This is a genomic window from Pseudogemmobacter hezensis (genome assembly GCF_013155295.1).
Lineage (GTDB): Bacteria > Pseudomonadota > Alphaproteobacteria > Rhodobacterales > Rhodobacteraceae > Pseudogemmobacter > Pseudogemmobacter hezensis.
Genome location: NZ_JABJXT010000004.1, coordinates 168,161 through 189,003 on the forward strand (window position 1 = coordinate 168,161; position 20,843 = coordinate 189,003).

The 20,843-nt window shown below is 63.1% G+C and carries 18 protein-coding genes; 9 read left to right on the forward strand and 9 right to left on the reverse strand.

The window, feature by feature from the left end; translation table 11 throughout:
* Positions 1-3 precede the first annotated feature (3 nt).
* Genes HOY34_RS06395 through HOY34_RS06410 form a run of 4 tightly spaced genes read right to left on the reverse strand, consistent with a single transcriptional unit; the run spans position 4 to position 4,338 of the window.
* Positions 4-831, reverse strand: a complete 828-nt coding sequence (locus HOY34_RS06395; RefSeq protein ID WP_172360994.1) for an enoyl-CoA hydratase family protein — start codon at positions 829-831, stop codon at positions 4-6.
* Positions 828-1,259 carry a MarR family winged helix-turn-helix transcriptional regulator gene (locus HOY34_RS06400; protein ID WP_366926925.1) on the reverse strand — a complete coding sequence of 144 codons (432 nt, stop codon included), beginning with the start codon at positions 1,257-1,259 and terminating at the stop codon, positions 828-830. The genes HOY34_RS06395 and HOY34_RS06400 overlap by 4 nt, the downstream gene beginning before the upstream one ends.
* Entirely contained in the window at positions 1,256-2,056 is an 801-nt protein-coding gene (locus HOY34_RS06405; protein WP_172360996.1) for an SDR family NAD(P)-dependent oxidoreductase, read from the reverse strand. Before HOY34_RS06405 ends, HOY34_RS06400 begins: the two co-directional genes overlap by 4 nt.
* The gene (locus HOY34_RS06410) at positions 2,053-4,338 is read right to left on the reverse strand and encodes a bifunctional salicylyl-CoA 5-hydroxylase/oxidoreductase (protein ID WP_172361178.1); all 2,286 of its coding nucleotides are present in this window, start codon (positions 4,336-4,338) and stop codon (positions 2,053-2,055) included. Before HOY34_RS06410 ends, HOY34_RS06405 begins: the two co-directional genes overlap by 4 nt.
* A gap of 106 nt (positions 4,339-4,444) precedes the next feature.
* Between HOY34_RS06410 and HOY34_RS06415 the strand changes: the two genes are divergently transcribed.
* Positions 4,445-5,200 carry an enoyl-CoA hydratase-related protein gene (locus tag HOY34_RS06415; protein ID WP_172360998.1) on the forward strand — a complete coding sequence of 252 codons (756 nt, stop codon included), beginning with the start codon at positions 4,445-4,447 and terminating at the stop codon, positions 5,198-5,200.
* 1 nt (position 5,201) lies between these two features.
* Positions 5,202-6,311, forward strand: a complete 1,110-nt coding sequence (locus tag HOY34_RS06420) for a 3-hydroxyacyl-CoA dehydrogenase (protein ID WP_172361000.1) — start codon at positions 5,202-5,204, stop codon at positions 6,309-6,311.
* A gap of 54 nt (positions 6,312-6,365) precedes the next feature.
* Here HOY34_RS06420 and HOY34_RS06425 read toward each other — a convergent pair whose 3' ends face one another.
* The 5 genes from HOY34_RS06425 to HOY34_RS06445 are packed head-to-tail and all read right to left on the reverse strand — an operon-like array spanning position 6,366 to position 12,876.
* Positions 6,366-7,907 (reverse strand): indolepyruvate oxidoreductase subunit beta family protein, encoded by a 1,542-nt coding sequence (locus HOY34_RS06425; protein ID WP_172361002.1) that lies wholly within the window; start codon positions 7,905-7,907, stop codon positions 6,366-6,368.
* Positions 7,904-10,045, reverse strand: a complete 2,142-nt coding sequence (locus tag HOY34_RS06430; protein ID WP_172361004.1) for a thiamine pyrophosphate-dependent enzyme — start codon at positions 10,043-10,045, stop codon at positions 7,904-7,906. The genes HOY34_RS06425 and HOY34_RS06430 overlap by 4 nt, the downstream gene beginning before the upstream one ends.
* A 3-nt stretch (positions 10,046-10,048) precedes the next feature.
* A complete protein-coding gene (locus tag HOY34_RS06435) occupies positions 10,049-10,522 on the reverse strand; it encodes a MarR family winged helix-turn-helix transcriptional regulator (protein ID WP_172361006.1) in 474 nt (157 codons plus the stop codon).
* On the reverse strand, positions 10,519-12,078 hold the full coding sequence (locus HOY34_RS06440) for a phytoene desaturase family protein (RefSeq protein WP_172361180.1): 1,560 nt from the start codon (positions 12,076-12,078) through the stop codon (positions 10,519-10,521). Before HOY34_RS06440 ends, HOY34_RS06435 begins: the two co-directional genes overlap by 4 nt.
* A gap of 6 nt (positions 12,079-12,084) precedes the next feature.
* Complete coding sequence (locus tag HOY34_RS06445; RefSeq protein WP_172361008.1) at positions 12,085-12,876, reverse strand: cyclase family protein; 792 nt, start codon at positions 12,874-12,876, stop codon at positions 12,085-12,087.
* A gap of 170 nt (positions 12,877-13,046) precedes the next feature.
* Here HOY34_RS06445 and HOY34_RS06450 point away from each other — a divergent pair, with 170 nt between their 5' ends.
* The 7 genes from HOY34_RS06450 to ygiD all read left to right on the forward strand — a co-directional run bounded on the left by HOY34_RS06450 (position 13,047) and on the right by ygiD (position 20,842).
* The gene (locus HOY34_RS06450) at positions 13,047-14,612 is read left to right on the forward strand and encodes a phytoene desaturase family protein (protein ID WP_172361010.1); all 1,566 of its coding nucleotides are present in this window, start codon (positions 13,047-13,049) and stop codon (positions 14,610-14,612) included.
* Between the two features lie 105 nt (positions 14,613-14,717).
* Positions 14,718-16,235 carry an ABC transporter substrate-binding protein gene (locus tag HOY34_RS06455; protein ID WP_172361012.1) on the forward strand — a complete coding sequence of 506 codons (1,518 nt, stop codon included), beginning with the start codon at positions 14,718-14,720 and terminating at the stop codon, positions 16,233-16,235.
* Positions 16,236-16,353: 118 nt separating this feature from the next.
* Positions 16,354-17,343, forward strand: a complete 990-nt coding sequence (locus HOY34_RS06460) for an ABC transporter permease (RefSeq protein WP_216654663.1) — start codon at positions 16,354-16,356, stop codon at positions 17,341-17,343.
* 7 nt (positions 17,344-17,350) lie between these two features.
* Positions 17,351-18,187, forward strand: coding sequence for an ABC transporter permease (locus HOY34_RS06465; RefSeq protein WP_253944248.1), 837 nt, complete (start codon positions 17,351-17,353; stop codon positions 18,185-18,187).
* A gap of 10 nt (positions 18,188-18,197) precedes the next feature.
* Positions 18,198-19,070, forward strand: a complete 873-nt coding sequence (locus HOY34_RS06470) for an ABC transporter ATP-binding protein (RefSeq protein WP_172361018.1) — start codon at positions 18,198-18,200, stop codon at positions 19,068-19,070.
* A complete protein-coding gene (locus HOY34_RS06475; RefSeq protein ID WP_172361020.1) occupies positions 19,063-19,866 on the forward strand; it encodes an ATP-binding cassette domain-containing protein in 804 nt (267 codons plus the stop codon). The genes HOY34_RS06470 and HOY34_RS06475 overlap by 8 nt, the downstream gene beginning before the upstream one ends.
* 157 nt (positions 19,867-20,023) lie before the next feature.
* On the forward strand, positions 20,024-20,842 hold the full coding sequence (gene ygiD / locus HOY34_RS06480) for a 4,5-DOPA-extradiol-dioxygenase (protein ID WP_172361022.1): 819 nt from the start codon (positions 20,024-20,026) through the stop codon (positions 20,840-20,842).
* Position 20,843: the final 1 nt, after the last annotated feature.

The following is a 20,843-nucleotide window of genomic DNA, read 5'->3' on the forward strand; positions in this document are numbered from 1 at the left end:
CCCTCAGTCGCCCTGGAAAACCGGCTGCTCTTTGGCGACAAAGGCATGATAGGCGCGCTCGAAATCGCGGGTCTGCATACAGATCGCCTGGGCCTGGGCCTCGGCCTCGATGGCCTGCTCAAGGCCCATATTCCATTCCTGGTTCAGCTGCGTCTTGGTGATCCCATGCGCGAATGTCGGCCCCGCCGCGATCCGCGTGGCCAGCTTCCAGGCCTCGGCCTCCAGCGCATCCGCGCTGTGCAGCCCGTTCCAGAACCCCCATGCCGCGCCCTCATCCGCGCCCATCACCCGGCCGGTGTACAAAAGCTCTGCCGCCCGGCCCTGGCCGATGATGCGCGGCAGCATGGCGCAGGCCCCCATATCGCAGCCCGCCAGGCCAACGCGCGTGAAGAGAAACGCACATTTCGCCTCCGGCGTGGCCAGCCGCAGATCCGAGGCCATGGCGATGATCGCCCCCGCCCCCACACAGACCCCATCGACCGCCGAGATGATCGGCTTGCCGCAGCCGATCATCGCCTTGACCAGATCCCCGGTCATGCGGGTAAAGGCCAGCAGGTCTTTCATATCCATACCGACCAGCGGCCCGATAATGTCATGCACATCCCCGCCCGAGCAGAAATTCCCGCCGTTCGAGGCAAAGATCACCACATCGACATCGGTTGCATAGACCAGCGCGCGGAAGGTGTCGCGCAGCTCGGCATAGCTTTCAAAGGTCAGCGGGTTTTTGCGGTCGGGGCGGTTCAGGCGGATGGTGGCGATCCGGTCCTTAACCTCCCAAAAAAAATGCTCGGGCTGCAGCTCGGCCAGTTGGGTCTTTGTCAGCACGCTCATCGCTTCATCGCCTTCTTCAGAATTTCGGTCAGAGTATCGACATCCGCGTCATCCAGCCCCTCAAAGACCCGCGCCACCTCGGCCTCATGCCCCACGGCAAGGGTCTCGAATTGCGCCAGCCCCTCGGGCGTCAGGCCGACATAGACAGTGCGCCGGTCGGTGTCTGAGGGCCGCCGCGCCACCAGACCGTCTTTTTCCAGCCGGTCAACCACCGTCGTCGCATTGCCGTTTGAGACCAGCAGCAGGCGACTCAGCTCGCTCATGGTGCAGCCCTCACGGCGGCGGTAAAGCGCGGCCATCACGTCGAAACGCGGCAGGGTGGTGTCATGGGTCAGGCGCAGAAATTCGCGCAGGTTCGATTCCGCGCTGCGCGTGACCGCCAGCATACGGATCCACAGTTTCAGCCTGCGCTTTGAACTTTCGCTCACACCTCACCCCCTGCAATGGCCAATGCCTGACCATTGATGCCCTCGGATCCCGGCGCGCACAACCACAGTGCGGCCGCAGTTACCTCATCCGGGCGGATCAGCCGCTTTTGCGGGTTGGTGGCGGCAAGCGTCTTGCGGGCGTCATCCGCGCTCATCCCGGTTTTTTCGACGATATTGGCAACCGAGCGGTCGGTCATCTCGGTATCCAGAAACCCCGGGCAAAGCGCATTGACGGTGACGGGCTTCTTCGCCACCTCAAGCGCCAGGCTTTTCACCATGCCCACCACACCATGTTTCGCCGCAGTATAGGGCGCGACATAGGCATAGCCCTTCAGCCCGGCGGTCGAGGCCACGGCAATCAGCCGCCCCCAGCCGTCAAACTGCGCCAAAGCCTGGCGGAAGGTCAGGAAAACCCCGGTCAGATTGACCGCCAGCATCGCGTTCCATTCCGCCAGCGAGGTTTTCGCCAAAGGGGCCGAACTCGAGGCCCCGGCATTCGCCACCACGATATCGCAGCGCCCGGCCTCGGTGAAAAGGCGCTGCACATCCGCCTCATCCGTCACATCGGCCAGCAGCGCACGGGCGCCAATCGCTCCCGCCACCGCCTGCAAGGGGGCCTCGCGGCGACCGCAGATCACCACCTCGGCACCCCGGGCCGCAAAGCCATGGGCAAGGTCTGCCCCCACCCCGGTGCCACCGCCGGTGATCAGCACGCGTTTGCCGTTCAGATTGTCCTGCCGCAGATCGCTCTGTCTCGGGTCGCTCTGTCCCGGGTCGTTCTGTCTCGGGTCGCTCATGCGCGGATGGCCTCTTGCTGACGTTGATGCAGCCGGGTCAGTGTGACCTGACCGTGACGGTAGGGGGCGGGCCAGGTGGCTGCAGCCTCGCCCTGATCGATGGCGGCATGCAATGTCCAGTAGGGATCGGCCAGATGCATCCGCCCGATCATCACCAGATCGGCGCGGCCCGCCATCAGGATGCCATTGGCCTGATCCCAGTCGGTGATATTGCCGACCGTCATCGTGGCCAGCCCGGCCTCATTGCGGATGCGGTCGGAGAACGGCGTCTGGAACATGCGGCCATAGATCGGGCGCTCGGCCGGGTCGGTCTGGCCAGAGGAAACGTCAATGATATCCGCCCCCGCCGCGCTGAACTGGCGGGCGATTTCCACCGCCTCCTCGGGCGTCACGCCACCCTCGATCCAGTCATTGGCCGAGATCCTGACCGACATCGGCTTATCCGCGGGCCAGACCGCCCGCATGGCGCGAAACACCTCCAAAGGATAGCGCATGCGGTTTTCAAGGCTGCCGCCGTATTCGTCGGTGCGCTGATTGGTGATCGGGCTGATGAAAGAGGCCAGCAGATAGCCATGTGCTGCGTGCATCTCAATCATATCGGCCCCGGCCCGCGCGGCCATTTCCGCACCGGCGACGAACTGGGCCCTGACCTCTGCCAGATCGGTGCGGTCCATCGCCCTGGGAACCGCATTATCCGCCTTATAGGCAATCGCCGAGGCCGAGATGATCGGCCAGTTGCCCGATTTCAGCGGCGCATCAATGCCCCCATCCCAGGGCACACAGGTCGAGGCCTTGCGCCCGGCGTGGCCGATCTGGATGCAAAGCTTCGCATCGGTCTCCTGGTGAATGAAATCCGCCAGCCGCTTCCAGGCGGCCTCATGCTCGGGCGCGTAAAGGCCGGGGCAGCCGGGCGTGATGCGGCCAATCGCCGAGACGCAGGCCATTTCCGTGTAGATCAGCGCCGCACCGCCCTTGGCGCGCTCGGCATAATGGATCAGGTGCCAGTCGGTCGGGCAGCCATCCACGGCCTTATATTGCGCCATCGGCGACATCACGATGCGGTTCTTGAGGCGCATATCGCGCAGGGCGAAGGGCGCGAACATCGGGCGGCTGCCCGGCTTGCCACCCGCCTGTTCCTGGAACCAGTCTTCGGCGCTGGCCAGCCATTCCGGGTCGCGCAGGCGCAGGTTTTCATGGCTGATCCGCTGGCTGCGGGTCAAAAGCGAGTAGGCAAACTGGACGGGCGGCATATCGAGATACCGCTCGACCTGTTCGAACCATTCCAGGCTGTTGCGGGCCGCCGATTGCAGGCGCAAAACCTCGACCCGGCGCTCTTCCTGATAGCGGGCAAAGGCCGACTGCATATCAGGCTCGGAATGCAGATATTCCGCCAGCGCAATCGCGGAATCAAAGGCCAGCCGCGTGCCAGAGCCGATCGAGAAATGCCCGGTCGCCGCCGCATCGCCCATCAACACGACATTCTCATGATACCAGCGCTCGCAGATCACCCGCGGGAATTGCGACCATACCGCCGAGCCGCGCAGATGCGCCGCGTTCGAGATCAGCTCATGCCCGCCGAGGTGACGTTCAAAGATCTGGCGGCAGGTCTCGACGATTTCTTCCTTCGACATATCGACGAAGCCGAATTTCTCCCAGGTCTCGGGCAGGGTCTCAACGATGAAAGTCGCGGTATTGTCGTCGAACTGATAGACATGCGCCCAGACCCAGCCATGCTGGGTTTTCTCAAAGATGAAGGTGAAGGCATCGTCGAATTTCTGATGGGTGCCCAGCCAGATGAACTTGCATTTGCGCAGGTCGATATCGGGCTGGAATACGTCCTTATATTCGTTGCGCACCACGCTGTTGATACCGTCACAGCCGACAACCAGATCGTAATCCCTGCGATACTCCTCAGCCGATTTGAAGATGGTCTCGAACTGCAGATTGACGCCCAGCTCGCGGGCGCGGTTTTGCAAAAGGATCAGCATCGCCTTGCGCCCGATCCCGGCGAAGCCATGCCCGCCAGAGACAGTGCGCACCCCGTCATGGACCACCGCAATATCATCCCAATAGGCGAAATCGGCGCGGATCGCCTCTGTGCTGACGGGATCGTTTTTCTGCATCCGCCCCAGGGCGTCGTCTGACAGCACCACCCCCCAGCCGAAGGTGTCATTGGCCTTGTTGCGTTCCAGCACAGTGATGTCATGCGCGGGGTCACGCAGCTTCATCGAAATCGCAAAATAAAGGCCCGCCGGACCTGCCCCGAGGCAAAGGATCTTCATCACCGAAACTCCCTGATTTGGGATGATCCTTGCCGCTTCGCCGATAAATTTCAAGTTTAAAATTTTGTGACTTGAAATTTATCGACGAAGGCGCATTGTGCAGCCTATGGAACATCTGATCGAGACTGATGAGGGCGGCTGGACCCGGCTGCTGATCAACCGCCCCGGCGCGAAAAATGCGCTGAACACTGCGCTGCTGGCCGACCTGGCGGCGGCGCTGACGCGGCTTTCGGGCGATGACAGCTGCCGCGCGGTGATGATCGCGGGCGCTGATGGCAATTTCGCCGCCGGGGCCGATATCGGCGAGATTGAGGGCAAAACCAGCACTGAGGCGGCGGCGGATCCGCGCAAAGCCCAATGGGCCAGCATCCGCGCCTTTCCAAAGCCGCTGGTCGCCGCGGTTGAGGGCTTTGCCCTGGGCGGCGGGTTAGAGCTGGCGCTGATGGCCGATCTGATGGTGGTGGGCGACAGCGCCCGGCTGGGGCTGGCGGAAACCAATCTGGGCATCATCCCCGGCGCGGGTGGCGGGCAGCGGCTGATCGCCCGCATCGGCCCGGCCAAAGCGGCGCGGATGGTGCTGACCGGGGAAATCATCGATGCCGACACCGCCTTCGCCTGGGGGCTTGCCGCCTGTCGCGCCGGGGACGCGCTGGCCGAGGGGGCGGCGCTGACCGCGCGCCTCGCGCAGCGGGCGCCGCTGGCGCTGCAGGCGGCCAAAGCGGCGCTGATCCAGGGCGCCGAGGCCGCGCTTGCGCTGGATGCCGAGCGGGCCGCATTCGAGGCGCTGCTGGACAGCCAGGACAAGGCCGAGGGCATCCGCGCCTTCCGCGAAAAGCGCAAACCCATCTGGCAGGGGAAATGACATGGCGACGGTGGCGGTGATTGGCCTTGGCACGATGGGCCTTGGCATTGCGCAGACCTATGCGGCAGCGGGGTTTGAGGTGCTGGCCACTGATGCCCATGCCCCCGTCCGCGACACGGCGGCCAGCCGCCTGGCCGCAGCGCTTGCCCCCCGTGTCGAGGCGGGCAAGATGACGCCCGCCGCCCGCGATGCGCTTTTGTCCAGGTTCCGCGTGGTAAACGGCCCCGAAGTGATGGGCGCGGCGGATCTGGCGATCGAGGCCGTTGTTGAACGGCTGGACGTAAAACAGCATATTTTCAATGCATTAGAGGATGTCATGCGCCCCGATGCGGTGCTGGCCAGCAATACATCCTCGCTTTCCGTGGCCAGGATGGCCCAGGGGCTGCGCCATCCCGAACGCCTGATCGGCCTGCATTTCTTCAACCCCGCCCCGGTGATGAAACTGGTCGAGCTGGTCGCGCATCCGGCCAGCGGACCCCAGGCCCTGCACCTCGCGCGGCAGCTGACCGAGGCGGCGGGCAAGACCGTCATCCAATGCCCCGACCGCCCCGGCTTTATCGTCAACCGCTGCGCCAGACCCTTTTACGGCGAGGCGCTCGCACTGTTGGAAGAGGGCCGCAGCCCCGGCGAGATCGACGCGGCGATGCAGGGCGCGGGCTACCGCCTTGGCCCATTCGCGCTGATTGACCTGGTGGGCGCAGACATCAATCTGGCCGCGACCGAAAGCCTTGCGGCGGCGATGGGCGGCAGCCCGCGCTATCATGTGTTTGAGGCGCTGAAGGTCCAGGTCGCCAGCGGCAATCTGGGGCGCAAAACCGGGCGCGGGTTTCTGTTCCCCGACAGCCCCGGCCCCCTGCCCGATGATGCCTCCAGCCTTGTTCTGCGCATCGAGGCCACGCTGATCAATGAGGCGCTCTGGCTGCTGTCCGAGGGGGGGATTGATGAAAGCGGTATTGATACCGCATTGAAACTGGGGCTGAATTTCCCGCGCGGGCCGTTTGAGATGCTGTCCCTTCACGGCGCAGACAGCGTGCGGGCCACACTTGCACGGCTGGAAACCAGCGCCCCGCCACCGCTGAAAATCCGCTATTTGGCCGCGCCTGGCCTGTAGGAAACCAGACGCCGCATAAGCAAAGGGCCGGGGATTTCCCGGCCCTTTTGTCGCTCAGACAAAGCTGCGGATGGTCTGGATCGCACCGTCGAGATCCTTGCCTTCCTCATCCTTCAGCGCCGCCTCGCGCAGACGACGCGCCCAATCGGCGGCATCCTCGCGCCCGGCGACCAGATCAATCGCCGCGATCACCCGGTCAAACTTCGACAGGCCCCGCGCATGGGTGTCGGAATAGCCCTTGATGAGGCGGCGGCAGCGGATCAGCTCGACCGCGAGGGCGTAGTTGCGATCAACCTCAGCCAGGGCGCGGGTCAGCCAGGCCTCAAGATGCGCCACCTCTTGTGCGTGGCGCAGCGTGCGGCGGCGCCAGAACTTCATGCCGCCCAGCAGGTAAAGCATGGCATAGCCGCGAAAGCTGTCGGTGCGGATGCGCCGCCCATGGCCGAACCAACGGTTCAGTCGCGCCATGGATTTCGGATTGGCCTCGACCCGTGCCCCCCATTTGAGCGGCAGCATGCCGGCGATTTCCTCGGCGCGGGGGTGCATGAACTCGGTCAGCTGCATCAGATGCTGATCCTTTGCGCCCATCTCGCCGCGGATCCGGGCAAAGCGGTTGCCACGGGTTTTCAGATCGGCCACCCGGATCACATCGTCGTAACACATTGCATTTGCGATGTATTTCGCCGCCTGGACCGAGAGATCCCAGGGGGCGTGATCGCGGTCCAGCACGGTTTGCAGCCGATCCAGATAGTCCGCCCCATAGGCGATGTCCTGAAAACTGACCACCTTGCGCAGCCCGTGTTCCCCCATTTCCGCCACCGGAGCGGGCATCGCCTGCAGCCGCGCCACCAGCTTTTCCCAGGCCGCCATCAGCTTTGCCGGGCCGCGCACCATTGTATCTGCTACCGCAGGCGCGGGCTCGTTCTTGCCGATATCGCCGTTCAGCGCCGCATCATAGCCCGCGCCAAAGGCCCGGAGACTGGCCTCAATCCCCTTGCCGCCCGAGTGGCGGATCGCATCCTCAAAGGCCTGGCGCGGGAACGGCAGCGCCCCCGAGGCCGCCAGCGCCCCGAACAAAGTCGAGGAAATGATCGAGCCGTTTTTCACCGCCACCGCCTCATAATCGGCGGCCAGCAGGCGTTTCGCGGTCTGGATCGCGGCCTCGCGCACTGCCTCGGGGTCGGCGACGCCGTCGCCCGGCACCATCTTCTCGGAAACCGCCAGATTGCGATGGGTCGAGGCGATCAGCGTGGTGCGATCAGGCGTGACAAAGCCGCGAATGATGGCGCGACCGGCCTCCATCCATTCGGCGGCGATCATGACATCGACGTCGCCCGCCGCCGGCATCAGCGAGAAAACCGGATCGCCGCCGTCTTTCGGGGCCATCTCGACATAGTAGATCGTGGCCCCGGTGCGCTGCGACACCCCCGCGACCGAGGTCGCCTGGGCCGCAAACCCCTGAGATCGCGCGACATCCTCGATCCAGCCGGTCAGCACGCCGCCACCCTGGCCGCCCACCGCATAGATCGCCACTTTGATGATGGATTTCAGCTTTTCATCGGGCTGACGGGGCGGGATCACTTCATGCAGGCTCATACCGGGAACTCCAGCGTACGGGCGGCGCGGCGGCGGGCAAGCCAGCCGATCAGGCGGGTTCGCAACCCGGCGCGCCATTTCTCAAACCCGGTCGGGTTATGGACCACGTCAGCGCGGTAGAAGCTGGGGCACAGCACCGCCGCATCAGCCACCTCGCCGCAATTGCCGCAGCCAACGCAGGTCTGGTCGATCCGCGCCACCGGGTCATCGCGCAAGGGATCGCCCGTGTGTTTCAGCCCCAAAGAGGGGCAGCCCGACAGCCGCATGCAGGCGTGATCGCCGGTGCAGACCGCCTCATCAACGCCAAAGCGAGGCGCCTCAACCCGGCGGCCCTCTTTGATCGCTTTGGCCTTCAGCGGCCGCTCGCGGCGCTGCTTGTTCAGCATACATTCCGACGAGGCGACGATGACTTTCGGGCCTTTTTCGTCGGTGGTCAGCGCCTCGGTGATGGTCGCTTTCAGCTTTGGCACATCATAGGTGTGGTCGATCTGGCGCACCCATTTCACGCCGATTCCCTTTACCGCCTGCGAGATCGGGTTGTTCGTCGCCTTGGTGTCGTTTTTCGCCCGCGACGACATCACATCCTGGCCGCCCGTCGCCGCCGAGTAATAATTGTCGACCACGACCACCAGGCTGTCAGACTTGTTGAACACCATATTGCCGATCGAGGTGTTCAGCCCGTTGTGCCAGAAGCCGCCATCACCGATGATCGAGATAGGCCGCCTCTCGCCACCGCCGTCAAAGGCCGCGTTGGCCGCTGGCCCAAGGCCATAGCCCATCGTCGCCCCGCCCACATAAAAGGGCGGCATAGAGCCGAACAGATGGCAGCCGATATCGGCGGTGATCTGATGCTTGCCGCGTTCCTGCTGCACCATTTTCAGCGCGGCAAAGATGGGGCGCTCGGGGCAGCCGGTGCAAAATCCTGGCGGCCGCATCGGCACCACTTTGGTCAGATCCGGCAACTGCGGCTTGTCCTCATTCGGTGCGCGGACGGTGGCGGGCAGCATATCGGGCGCGGCGATTTTCAAAAACGCCGTCAGACTGTCCAGCATCACCTGGCCGGTATATTCGCCCCCCATCGGCAGGATGCCCTTGCCGTGCAGTTTGACCGTCGACCCGGCGCGGTAGAGATAGGTGGAAAGCTGCTGCTCCATAAATTCGGGGTGGCCCTCTTCGACCATCAGGAGGTTTTCCTTGCCCTCGCAGAATTCCAGAAACTCTGATGAAACAAGTGGATAGGCCACATTCAGGCAATAGATCGGCAGGTCTGTATTGCCGTAAAGATCGGCCAGCCCCATGCGCTGCAGCGCCCGGATCACGCCGTTGTACATGCCGCCCTGAACCACCAGCCCGGCCTTGCCGCCCTTCGGGCCGAAGAATTCATTCAGCTTATGCTCGATGATGAATTTCTCGGCGGCGGGCCAGCGATTGTTGATCTTGTCCTGTTCATGCAGATAGGTGAAGGGCGGCAGCACCACGCGGGTAACATCGGCCTGCGGGTTCTTCAGCGCGTCTTTGACGGTCAGCGGCGGGCGCCTGTTGTCGCGGCACTCAAAGGTGCCGGTGACATGGCAAGAGCGGATCCGCACGATCATCATCACGGGCGTATTCGTCGCCTCGGACATATCAAACCCGTAATGCACGGCGTCAACCATCGCCTGCAGATTGGGGCGCGGGTCCAGCAGCCACATCTGCGATTTCATCGCAAAAGCGTGGCTGCGTTCCTGCATGATCGAGGAGCCCTCGCCATAATCCTCGCCGACGATGATCAGCGCGCCGCCATTGACGCCGGAATCGGTCAGGTTCGCCAGCGCGTCAGATGCCACATTGACGCCCACCGGCCCCTTGAAGGTCACCGCCCCCCGGATCGGATAATGGATCGAGGCCGCCAGCATCGCTGCCGCCCCTGCCTCATTCGCGTTGGCCTCAAAGCGGACGCCAAGCTCTGCCATCAGCTCTTCGGCATCGGCCAGCACATCCATCATATGCGAGATGGGTGCGCCCTGATAGCCGCCGACATAGCCGACCCCGCTTTCCAGCAGCGCCTTGGTCAGGGCAAGGATTCCCTCGCCGGTAAATGTCTCGCCCGCGCCTTTGCGCAGGTGCTCAACCTCGGCCTTGAAGCTGCGCTCTGCCATGGTTCAAACCTCTTGCTTGCATATATTGGCTAGCATTTTCTGAAGGGTGCCGACGAAAGCATGCCGCTCTTCGTCGGAAATGCCGCGAAACATCCGCTCGGTGGCCAGCGCCATATGCGGCCAGATCCTCTCGAATGCGGCGCGGCCCTGATCGGTGGAAAAGACGCGGGTGGCGCGGCTGTCATTGGCGTCAGTCTCACGCCGGACCAGCCCCTCGGCCTGCAGCTGATCCAGCGCCCGGGACAGGGTTGATTGTTCGGTCACCGCCAGCTCTGCCAGCTCGCGGATCAGGGGGCCATCCATCACGGAAAGCACCCCAAGCGCCCGCATCTTGGCGGTGGTCAGGCCCATATCGGCCATCTCACCGCGCAGGATGCCGTTATACTGGCTCATCAGGCGGTTCATCAGATAGGGCGGAAAGGCGGAAAGACCGATCTGCCCCAGCCGCTGCGCCGGGCTGGGGGTCTCGCTGCTCATGCGCCCAGCCTTTTCGCCGCATTATAGCCCGAGCCGCCGCCAAGCCCCGGCCCCGGATGGGTTGAGGCGCCGATATGGATCAGCCCGCGCACCGGGCCGGTGCCATTCGTCGAATTGTAGAAGGGCCGCCAGATGAAGAACTGATCGACCGCGCAGGAACCGCCATAGGGATCGCCGCCGACCAGGTTGACGTTCATCGCCTCCAGGTCTTTGGGGCTATAGGCGCGGCGTGCCAGAACCATCTTGTCGAAATCTTTGATATGGCTGGAAAGAATGGCCTGCAGGCGGTCGGCGAAGGCCTCTTTCGCGGCGTCCCAGTCGCGGGCCTCGATCTCGCCTGCGGCATCGCCTTTGATCACTGTGGGCACGTCGGGGATCTGCATCCAGATCACCGATTTGCCCTGAGGGCAGCGGGTTGGATCAAGACGCGAGGGCTGGCCCACGCAGATCGTCGGTGTGACCGGCAGCATGCCGCGCTCGGCCTCGTTTGACGATTTTGAGACCGCATCGACGCTGTCCGCCAGATGGATCAGCGCCACCTGTTCCAGCCCCGGCGTTTTCCATTCCGGCACTCCGTCCAGCGCGAAATGCAGCTGGAAATCGCCACGCCCATGGCGGAAGCGCTTCAGCGCGGCCTTTTCCTCGGGCAGGCTCACATCTTTCAAAAGCCGGTTGTAAAGCTGCCCCGGCGCGACCGAGGCCAGCACCGATTTCGAGGCGATATGTTCACCGCCCTTCAGCCGCACGCCCGTCACGCGGCCATTTTCCACCGTGATTTCATCGACATCGGCGCTGCAGCGCACCTGGCCGCCATTGGCCTCTATCAGCGAGACGAAGGCCTTCGCCGCCTGCCCCGCACCGCCTTTTGAGATCGGCGCGCCTGCGCCTTCAAGCGCGAAGGCGATCACCCGGCCCATCGCGCCGGAATAGGCATTCTCGACCGTCAGCCCGCAATGCAGCGCCCAGGGGGCGAAAAGCGTGCGGGCTTCTTCGGATTTGAACGTGGTCTCAACCCAGCCGCGCATCGGATCCAGCTGCTGGCCCATCCAGCCCGCAATCCCGCGCAGGCCCCGCTTGCGGGTCTCTTTCAACAGGGTTTTCAGCGTGGCCCAGGACCAGAGCGGCTGGCCCAGGATCGCAAACATGAAAGGCGCATCCGCCGCCAGACGATCCACCTCGGCCGCGAAAGCATCCCCATCGCCGGGGGCCGCGGCATTCAGCGCCGCGACGTTTTCCGCCCGGTTGGTTGACAGCACCAGCGAGCGGCCATCCTTGCGCAAAACAGCGGTCGGATGCGGGGTGTTGCAATATTCAAAGCCATGTTTGGCGAGGTGCGGCCCAAGCGCCGCCCCCGCCGCACTGGTCATAAACAGAACGAAAGTGGTCGCCATTGGGTCATGGACAAAGCCGGGATGCAGCTCATTGGTGCGCAGACAGCCGCCTGCCACCTCTTCGCGCTCCAGCACCAGAACCTTGCGGCCCTTCAGCGCCAGCAGACTGGCCGCAACCAGCCCGTTAATCCCGGATCCAATGATAATATGGTCAACAGCGGCCATTTTCACTCAACTTTCTGCAACAAGCGCCAGCGCACGCATCGGCGAGCCGGTGCCATTTTTGATTTTCAAAGGCGCGGCAATCAGCACCGCGCCTTTGGGCGGCAATTTATCCAGGTTCACCAGCGAGGCGAGACCAAAGCGGTTGTTGGCATGCAAGAGGTTATGCGCCGGGAAAGGTGGGCTCATACCGCCTGCGCAGCCCGCGTCAGTGCCGATGCACTGGCTGCCCCAGCCAACGATGCCCTTGTCGACCAGGAACTGGATCGCCTCGGCGGTCGGGCCGGGGGTATGGGGGCCGGTCTCATTGGCGTTCAGGAACTGCGCCTCATCATGGTTAAAGCGATCCCAGTCAGAGCGCAGCACCACCCATTCGCCAGCCTGAATCGCGCCATGTTTGGCCTCCCATGCCTCGATATGCGCGACGGTCAGCAGGAAATCCGGGTCAGCGGCGCATTCGGCGCTGAAATCCAGCACATTCACCGGGGCAATCAGACGCTGAACATCGATGGTGTCGGTATAGCCTTCGGGGTTTTCGCGCCCGGTGATCCAGTGATGGGGCACGTCGAAATGGGTGCCCGAATGCTCGCCCAGCTCCAGCCAGTTCCAGGCCCAGAAGGGGCCATTCTCGTCATATTCGCAGATCTTATGGATTTTGATCGGCGGCGTGTCTTTCGCCAGTTCCGGCGGCAGTTTCAAAAGCGGCGTTTCCGGCCCCAGCGTCGCGGTCAGGTCAACCACCCTGATCCCGCCCGAGGCCAGCAATCCGGCAAGCTGCATCAGCGCATTGGCTGCGGTCATATCGTTTCTCCCTGTCTGACCTGTTGGTCTTCGATTGGTGTCTGGCATCCTTTGCGCCCGACAACAGAGGGGCCCGGATGTCATGACGCTTTTCTCTGCGTCTGTGAGAATCACGCTAGACAGAAATAAATGCGTTTGCAAATATATCTTAAAAAGCGGGGGTAAGAAATATGTCAGACAGCTATGACGTGGTTCTGATCGGGGCCGGCCACAATACCCTGGCCTGCGCCCTGCACCTCGCGGCAAAGGGCTGGAAAACCGGCCTTTTTGAGGCCGCCCCAACCCCCGGCGGCGCGGTGAAAACCGGGGAGTATACCCTGCCCGGCTTTCGCCATGACTGGGCGGCGATGAACCTGAACCTCTTCGCCGGATCAGCGTTTTATAAGGACTATTCGGCAGAACTGGCGCAGCATGGCTGCGCCTTTACGCCTGTCAGTAAGCCCTTTGCCTCGGCCTTTCCCGATGGCTCCTGGCTGGGGGTTACCACCGACCGCGCGGAAACCCTGGCCCGCATCCGCGCCGAGGATCCCGCCGATGCCGAGACCTGGTCGCGCCTGAATGACAGTTTTCCGCAAACTGCCGAAGCGATAGGCGGTCTGCTTTCGATCCCGATGAAATTTAATGCGATTGCATGTTTCATGTTTAAAATGCTGCGCCGCAACAAAATCGGCGGCAGCCTGGATATCGCGCAGTTCATGGCCCAGACGCCGCGCCGCTTTCTGACGCGCAGCTTCCGCTCAGAGAAGATGCAGGCGCTTTTGGGGGCCTGGGGGCTGCATCTGGATTACGCGCCCGATGTCGCGGGCGGCGGCATTTTCCCCTATCTTGAGGGAATGGTTGCACAAAACCTGGGGATGACGCTGGGCCAGGGCGGCGCAGACACCATCATCCGGGCCATGGTCAAAGCGATTGAGGCACGCGGCGGGCGCGTCGAATGCAATGCCAGTGTCGCCAAAATCCTGCATGAAAACGGCAAGGCCAGCGGGATCGAGCTGGCAGATGGTCGCCGCATTGCAGCGAAAAAAGCGGTGATTGCCGGTGTTGCGCCCCAGGCCCTGCTGCGGATGACCGGGCCGACAGAGTCGCGCTTTGACCAGGCGATGCGCGATTACGCCTATGCGCCGGGCACGATGATGATCCACCTGGCGATGGACAGCCTGCCCGACTGGGCGGCGGGCGCGGCGCTGCAGGAATTCGCCTATATCCATCTTGCCCCCAGCCTGGACCAGCAGGCGCGGGTCTATCAGCAGGCCCAGGCCGGCCTGTTGCCGGATGAGCCGATCCTTGTCGTGGGTCAGCCGACAACCGTTGACCCCTCGCGGGCGCCTCAGGGCAAGCATGTCCTTTGGGTGCAGGTGCGTATGGTGCCGGGCCAGATCAAAGGCGATGCGGCGGGCCAGATCACGGCGAAAACCTGGGATGAGGCCACCGCGCCGATGGCCGAGCGGGCGCTGGATATTCTTGAGCGCTATGCTCCCGGCACGCGGGCAAAGATCCTGGAGAAACACGTCGTCTCACCCCTGGATCTTGAGGCTGAGAACCCCAATCTGGTCGGCGGTGATCAGGTTTGCGGCAGCCATCACATCTCGCAAAACTTTATGTTCCGCCCGGCGCGGGGCCATTCTGACGGCTCGACCGCGCTGAAAAACCTGCATCTGACCGGGGCGGCCGTCTGGCCGGGCGCGGGCACAGGCGCGGGGCCAGGCTATCTCCTGGCAAGGAGGCTGGCAAAATAAGACCCTCCTTCAAATAAGACCCTACGGCCGCGCGCGCATAATCCGGCATCAGACCGGAGCGGGCGGAAAAACCGACCCATCCACAAGACAACGACAGGGAATGATATGAAACTCAATCGCAGAGCCTTGCTGCAGCTCTCGGCGGCCAGTGTCACATTGGGGGCGTTCAGCCTGCCCGCGCTGGCGCAGATCGACGAGCTGGTGATCGCCTATAACGTCACTCTGCCCAGCTGGGACCCGACCACCGGCCCAAGCGCGGTGAACCCGACGATCCAGGGCATCTATCAGTCGGTCTTTGACCAGTTCATCCTGCAACAGCCCGATCTGACGCCCGCGCCGGGGCTGGTGACCGAATGGGGCTGGAATGAGGATTACAGCCAGATCTGGCTGGTGGTGCGCGAGGGCGTCAAATGGCATGACGGCTCGGATCTGACGCCCGAGGATATCGCCTGGAGCCTGGCGCGTGTGGCCGATCCGGCGACCGGCAGCCCGATCCAGTTCGTCTGGGGCACGCTGGAAAACCACCGGGTCGAGGGCAATCGCGTCATCGCCGATGTGAAGCAATTCGACCCCACCATCTTCAAATGGATGTATTTCCTGACCGGCTATGTGCTGCCGAAAGCCTATTATGAAAAGGTGGGGCCTGAGGGTTTTGAGGCCGCGCCGATTGGCACCGGCCCCTATATGGTCGAGAAATTCGAGCGCAACGCCTATGTGCGGCTGAAGGCGAATGAGGCCTATTGGGGCGGCGCGCCCGAGTTCAAAACGGTGACGATCAAATTCGTAACCGATGCGGCGGCGCGGGTGGCGGAAATCGAATCCGGCAACAGCCATGTCACCCTTGAGATGCCCTATGAGGAATATGACCGCCTGAAAGGGTCGATGAATGGGGTGGCTGCGCCCATCTCGGATATCGGGATGATTTTCCTCAATGATATCGATGTGATGCTGGATCCGAATGTGCGCAAGGCGGCGGCGCATGCGATTGACAAACAGGCGATCATTGATCGGTTGCTGTCGGGGTACGGCGTGAAGATCGACACGCTGGAGACGCCGGAATATGTGGCCTATGATGCGTCAATCACCGTGCCCTACGACCCGGAAAAGGCGGTCGCGCTGCTGGCGGCCTCGGGCTATTCGACCGACAACCCGGTGAAGTTCAAAATCCAGACGACGCGGGGCTTCAAGCCCAAGGATTATGAGATGATCCAGGCGATTGTCGGGCTCTGGCGCCGCGTCGGCATCGAGGCCGAGATCGAGGTTTATGAGATCGCCAAACATTATGAGCTGCGGGCCGCAGATCAGCTGGCCCCGGCGGCGTTCTACAACTGGGGCAACTCGGTTGGGGATCCGACCACGGGGACGGGTTTTGCGATGTTTGGCCCCAGCCCGCATTCGGTCTGGGACGGGCAGGATCTGATAGACATGATCAACCCGCTTTGGGGCGAAAAGGATGAGGCGAAGCGGATCGAGGGCTGGAAGGCCGTCGATCGGTTCATCGCCGAGGATGCGCTGGTGATTCCGCTGTTGCAATATGTGCAGCCGATCCTCTCGGCGAAGGGGGTTGTGGTGACGCCGCATGCCTCTGGTGCCTTGCTGCCGCATCTGATGAAGCGCGGCTGAGAGTGACCGACCCGGGGGGCTTTGCGCCCCCCGGACCCCCCGCAGGATATTTAAGGACAGATGAAAGGGCCAGGGGACTGGCGCTTTCTGGATGGTCATGCAGCATCTGAGAACAGTAATGGGGCGGCTGTTGACCACGCTGATCACGCTTTTGGGCGTGGCGGTGGTGGTCTTTGTCGTCATCCGGGTCGTGCCGGGCAATCCGATCGCCATGATGCTGCCCCCGGGCGCGACAGAGGCGGATATTGCGCGGCTGAACGCGCTTTATGGGTTCGACAAGTCGATCCCGCAGCAGTTTTTTATCTGGCTGGGCGGCGTGGTGCAGGGCGATTTTGGCACCTCGATCACCGCGAGGCAGCCCGTGACGGGGATGGTGCTGGGGCGGCTGCCTGCGACGCTGGAGCTGTCGGTCATGGCGCTGGTTATGGCCTGCGTGATGGGTGGCGCGATGGCGCTTTGGGGGACGCGGCGGCGCGAGACAAAGACCGAAGCCGCGATTGATGTGGCCAATGGTATGGCGCTGTCGGTGCCCGATTTCCTGTGGGGGCTTTTGCTGATCCTGGGGTTTGGGGTTCTTTGGCCGGTGTTTCATATCTCGGGGCGGGTGACGCCCTCGCTGGAGCTGCCTTTCACCACGAATTTCTATCTGTTTGAAAGCCTGATCCGGCTGCGCTTTGATCTTTGGGCCGATATCGTCAGCCATATGTTCCTGCCTGCGCTGGCGCTGGCGATCCCTTTGTCGGCGATCATCGGGCAGCTTCTGAAGCAAAGCCTGAAAGAGACCATGCATCTGGATTACGTCACGCTGGCGCGCACCCGCGGCTATGGCGAGACGCATGTGATCCTGCGTGAGGCTTTGCGCAATGCGATCCTGCCGACGCTGACGCTGGTGGGGGTGCAGTTCACCTTTCTGATCGGTGGCACGGTGATCATCGAGCGGCTGTTTTCCTATGAGGGGCTTGGCAATATGGCCATTGAGGCGGTGACCAACCGCGATCTGCCGCTGATCCAGGGGATCGTGATCCTTTTCGCGCTGATCTTCACCGGGGTGAACCTGGTCGTCGATCTGCTTTATGCCGTTCTGAACCCGAGGCTGCGCCATGGCTGATGCGCGAATGATGGTTAGGCGCCAGGCCGGGGCGCGGCTGTGGCTGTCGGCTTTCTGGCTGGGGCTGGTGGCGCTGGCGGCGCTTTTTGCGCCACTGATCGCGCCGCATGACCCGCTGGCGCAGGATCTGTTTCTGGGCCGGATGCCGCCCTTCTGGGTGGCGGGGGCCGAGCCTGGCTATTGGCTGGGCACTGACAGCCTGGGCCGCGATGTTTTAAGCCGGCTGATCTATGGCGCAAGGATTGCGCTGACAGTGGCGCTGGTTGCGGGGGCTGCGACCTGCGTGCTGGGCGCGGGGCTTGGGCTGATGGCGGGCTATATGCGCGGCTGGGTCGATACCGTCATCTCACGCTTTATCGACATCTGGATGGCCTTTCCGCCGGTTCTGTTTTCCATCCTGCTGATTGCGGTGATGGGGCCGGGGCTGATCTCGATCATCATCGCCATCGTCATCATCGACTGGACCCGTTTCGCGCGGGTGATCCGGGCCGAGGCGATGGGCCAGGGGGCGATGGATTATGTCGCCTCGGCCAGGGTGGCGGGGCGCGGGCGCATCTCGACCATGCTGACCGAGATCCTGCCCAATGTCCTGCCGACCATCGTCGTTTTGCTGACGCTGGAGATGGGGATTGCGGTGATCATCGAGGCGATCCTGAGTTTCGTGAACCTGTCGATCCCCACCGATGATGCGACCTGGGGCGGGATGATTTCCGAGGGCCGGGTCTCAATCCATCAGGCCTGGTGGGTGCTGGTTTTCCCGCTGATCGCGCTGTTCCTGACCGTGCTGGCCTTCTCTCAGCTGGGTGAGGGGCTGAAGGACCGCTATGACCCGGTGTTGCGGTGAGGGGGCTGCGATGAATTATCTTGAGCTGAAGGGCCTTTCGGCGCGGATCATGCGCCAGAACCATCCGCTTTTGCGTTCGGTTTCACTGGCGCTGGCGCCCGGAGAGGTGCGGGGCCTGGTGGGCGAAAGCGGGGCCGGAAAGTCGATGATCGGCAAGGCGGTGCTGGGCATCCTGCCCAAAGCTGTAGAGCTGACCGGGGGTGAGATCTGGCTTGATGGCCAGGATCTGCAGCGCCTTTCCGCCCGTGATCGCCGCCACCGGATCGGGCAGAGCTGTGCGCTGATCCCGCAGGATCCGCTGACGGCGCTGAACCCCTCACGCCGGATCGCGCCGCAGATCACCGACCGGCTGGTTGACATCCTGGGGTGGGAACGGGCGCGGGCGGTGACCCGCGCCGAAGAGCTGCTGCATGAGGTCAGGATCGAGGATCCGGCGCGGGTGATGCGCGCTTATCCGCATGAGCTCTCGGGCGGGATGCGCCAGCGGATCCTGATCGCCTCGGCCTTTGCGGCAGAGCCGAAGCTGATCGTCGCGGACGAGCCGACCACCGCGCTGGATGTGACGGTGCAAAAGCAGATCCTGAAACTTATCAAAGACATGCAGGCCCGCCACGGCACCGCGATCCTGTTTGTCACCCATGATCTGGGCGTGGTGTCAAAGGTCTGCAACCGGCTTTCCGTGCTTTATGGCGGCATGGTCGTTGAGGATAATGACATCGACAGTTTCTTCGCCGGGCCGCGCCATCCCTATTCGCGGGCGCTGCTGGCGGCGACGCCGAAATACACCGATCCCGGGGCCAGCCTGACCCCGGTTCCCGACAGTGTCATCGCCGGGGTGCGCGGCGAAATTGAGGCTTTTGACCAAAGGCAGGCCCATGTCTGAAGATCTTTACCGCGCCGAGGGCCTGCGCCTGTCGCTGCCCGATCTGAACCGCAAACCGCTTTGGGGCCCGGCGCCGCGAAACGAGATCCTGAAGGGCCTGGATTTCAGCATCCGCAGGGGCGAGATCCTTGGGATTGTCGGCGGCTCGGGCTCGGGGAAGTCGACGCTGGGGCGCTGCCTGGTGCGGCTTTTGCAGCCGACGGGGGGCCGGGTGCTGTTTGACGGCCAGGACATCACGCATCTGGATGACGCGGCCCTGCGCCCGCTGCGGCGACGGTTCCAGATGATCTTTCAGGATCCGATGTCATCCCTGAACCCGCGCCACCGGGTCGGCCAGCTGATCGCAGCACCCTTGCATCTGCATGGCGTTCAGGATGTGCGGGCCCGGGTGGCCGAGGCGCTGGATCTGGTCGGCTTTCCCCAGGAAATGGCCAGCCGCTATCCGCATGAGATGTCAGGCGGTCAGCGTCAGCGGGTTGGAATCGCCCGCGCCATCGCCCTGCGCCCCGATTTCATCCTGGCCGATGAGATCGTTTCTGGCCTTGATGTCTCAAGCCAGGCGCAGGTGCTGAACCTGCTGGAGCGGCTGGTCAAAGATCTGGGGCTGACGCTGGCCTTTATCAGCCATGATCTCAGCGTGATCCGGCGGCTGTGCTCGCGGATCATGGTGCTCTATCAGGGCGAAATCGTTGAGGAATCCGAGACGGCGGCCCTCTTTGCAGCCCCCCGCGCCGCCTATACGCGCGAACTGCTGGACGCGATCCCCCTGCCCGATCCGCAGCAGGTCTGGGCCTGATCCCGGCTGCGGGTGGCTGATTGCGAATAAATCATGGATACAGATACAACAACAACACCATTTCATTCTTAATCGGGTGGCGCGATATTCCCCTCAACACGGAAGGCGGCCGGAACCACTTCGGATCCCGCCGCTTCCCCCGAATGGGAGAGCGAAAATGAATACCGCACAGGCCCTTGCCCAGCTGAAAGAGCGTCTGAAAGCCTCTGACCGCATGCCCCTGGTCTTTCTGGGCCATGGCTCGCCAATGAATGCCATCGAGGACAATGAATATTCCCGCTCATGGGAGGCTTTGGGCAAGGCTTTGCCGCGCCCGCAGGCCATTCTTGTGGTCTCGGCCCATTGGATGACCAATGGCACGACGCTGGTTGATGTCTCGAATGTGCCGCGCACCATCCATGATTTCTACGGCTTCCCGCCTGAGCTGCATGCCACGCAATACCCCGCCCATGGCGATCCGGCGCTGGCAAAAGAGGTGGTCAGCCTGCTGGCCAGCCACCATGCCGAGGGCGATGACACCTGGGGGCTGGATCACGGCGCCTGGTCGGTGCTGGCCCGGCTGTATCCTGAGGCCGATGTCCCGGTTTTCCAGCTGTCGATCGATATGTCGAAAGACCTCGACTGGCATCTGAATATCGGCAAGGACCTGGCTGATCTGCGCAGGAAAGGCGTGCTGATCCTGGGGTCGGGCAATGTCGTGCACAATCTGCGCGCCATGCGGTGGGGCGGCAAACCCTATGACTGGGCCGAAGAATTCGACACCTTCTTCGCCAGCCAGCTGGAGGCCCGCGATCTTGCCCCTCTGGCTGATCGTCAGGGCATGGGCAACCTGTTCCGCATGGCCCAGCCGACGCCGGACCACTATCTGCCCGCCCTGACCATCGCCGGCCTGGCCGATGCAAAGGACCAGCTGACCTTTATGAACAATTCCATCGACATCGCCTCGGTGTCGATGCGCAGCTTCATCTTCCACTGAC

Excerpts from the sequence above, each read along its gene's own strand:
- HOY34_RS06395 (WP_172360994.1), bottom strand. The coding sequence starts at position 831 with ATGAGCGTGCTGACAAAGACCCAACTGGCCGAGCTGCAGCCCGAGCAT.
- HOY34_RS06405 (WP_172360996.1), bottom strand. The coding sequence starts at position 2,056 with ATGAGCGACCCGAGACAGAACGACCCGGGACAGAGCGACCCGAGACAG.
- HOY34_RS06410 (WP_172361178.1), bottom strand. The coding sequence starts at position 4,338 with ATGAAGATCCTTTGCCTCGGGGCAGGTCCGGCGGGCCTTTATTTTGCG.
- HOY34_RS06415 (WP_172360998.1), top strand. The coding sequence starts at position 4,445 with ATGGAACATCTGATCGAGACTGATGAGGGCGGCTGGACCCGGCTGCTG.
- HOY34_RS06420 (WP_172361000.1), top strand. The coding sequence starts at position 5,202 with ATGGCGACGGTGGCGGTGATTGGCCTTGGCACGATGGGCCTTGGCATT.
- HOY34_RS06425 (WP_172361002.1), bottom strand. The coding sequence starts at position 7,907 with ATGAGCCTGCATGAAGTGATCCCGCCCCGTCAGCCCGATGAAAAGCTG.
- HOY34_RS06430 (WP_172361004.1), bottom strand. The coding sequence starts at position 10,045 with ATGGCAGAGCGCAGCTTCAAGGCCGAGGTTGAGCACCTGCGCAAAGGC.
- HOY34_RS06435 (WP_172361006.1), bottom strand. The coding sequence starts at position 10,522 with ATGAGCAGCGAGACCCCCAGCCCGGCGCAGCGGCTGGGGCAGATCGGT.
- HOY34_RS06440 (WP_172361180.1), bottom strand. The coding sequence starts at position 12,078 with ATGGCCGCTGTTGACCATATTATCATTGGATCCGGGATTAACGGGCTG.
- HOY34_RS06445 (WP_172361008.1), bottom strand. The coding sequence starts at position 12,876 with ATGACCGCAGCCAATGCGCTGATGCAGCTTGCCGGATTGCTGGCCTCG.
- HOY34_RS06450 (WP_172361010.1), top strand. The coding sequence starts at position 13,047 with ATGTCAGACAGCTATGACGTGGTTCTGATCGGGGCCGGCCACAATACC.
- HOY34_RS06455 (WP_172361012.1), top strand. The coding sequence starts at position 14,718 with ATGAAACTCAATCGCAGAGCCTTGCTGCAGCTCTCGGCGGCCAGTGTC.
- HOY34_RS06460 (WP_216654663.1), top strand. The coding sequence starts at position 16,354 with ATGGGGCGGCTGTTGACCACGCTGATCACGCTTTTGGGCGTGGCGGTG.
- HOY34_RS06465 (WP_253944248.1), top strand. The coding sequence starts at position 17,351 with ATGATGGTTAGGCGCCAGGCCGGGGCGCGGCTGTGGCTGTCGGCTTTC.
- HOY34_RS06470 (WP_172361018.1), top strand. The coding sequence starts at position 18,198 with ATGAATTATCTTGAGCTGAAGGGCCTTTCGGCGCGGATCATGCGCCAG.
- HOY34_RS06475 (WP_172361020.1), top strand. The coding sequence starts at position 19,063 with ATGTCTGAAGATCTTTACCGCGCCGAGGGCCTGCGCCTGTCGCTGCCC.
- ygiD (WP_172361022.1), top strand. The coding sequence starts at position 20,024 with ATGAATACCGCACAGGCCCTTGCCCAGCTGAAAGAGCGTCTGAAAGCC.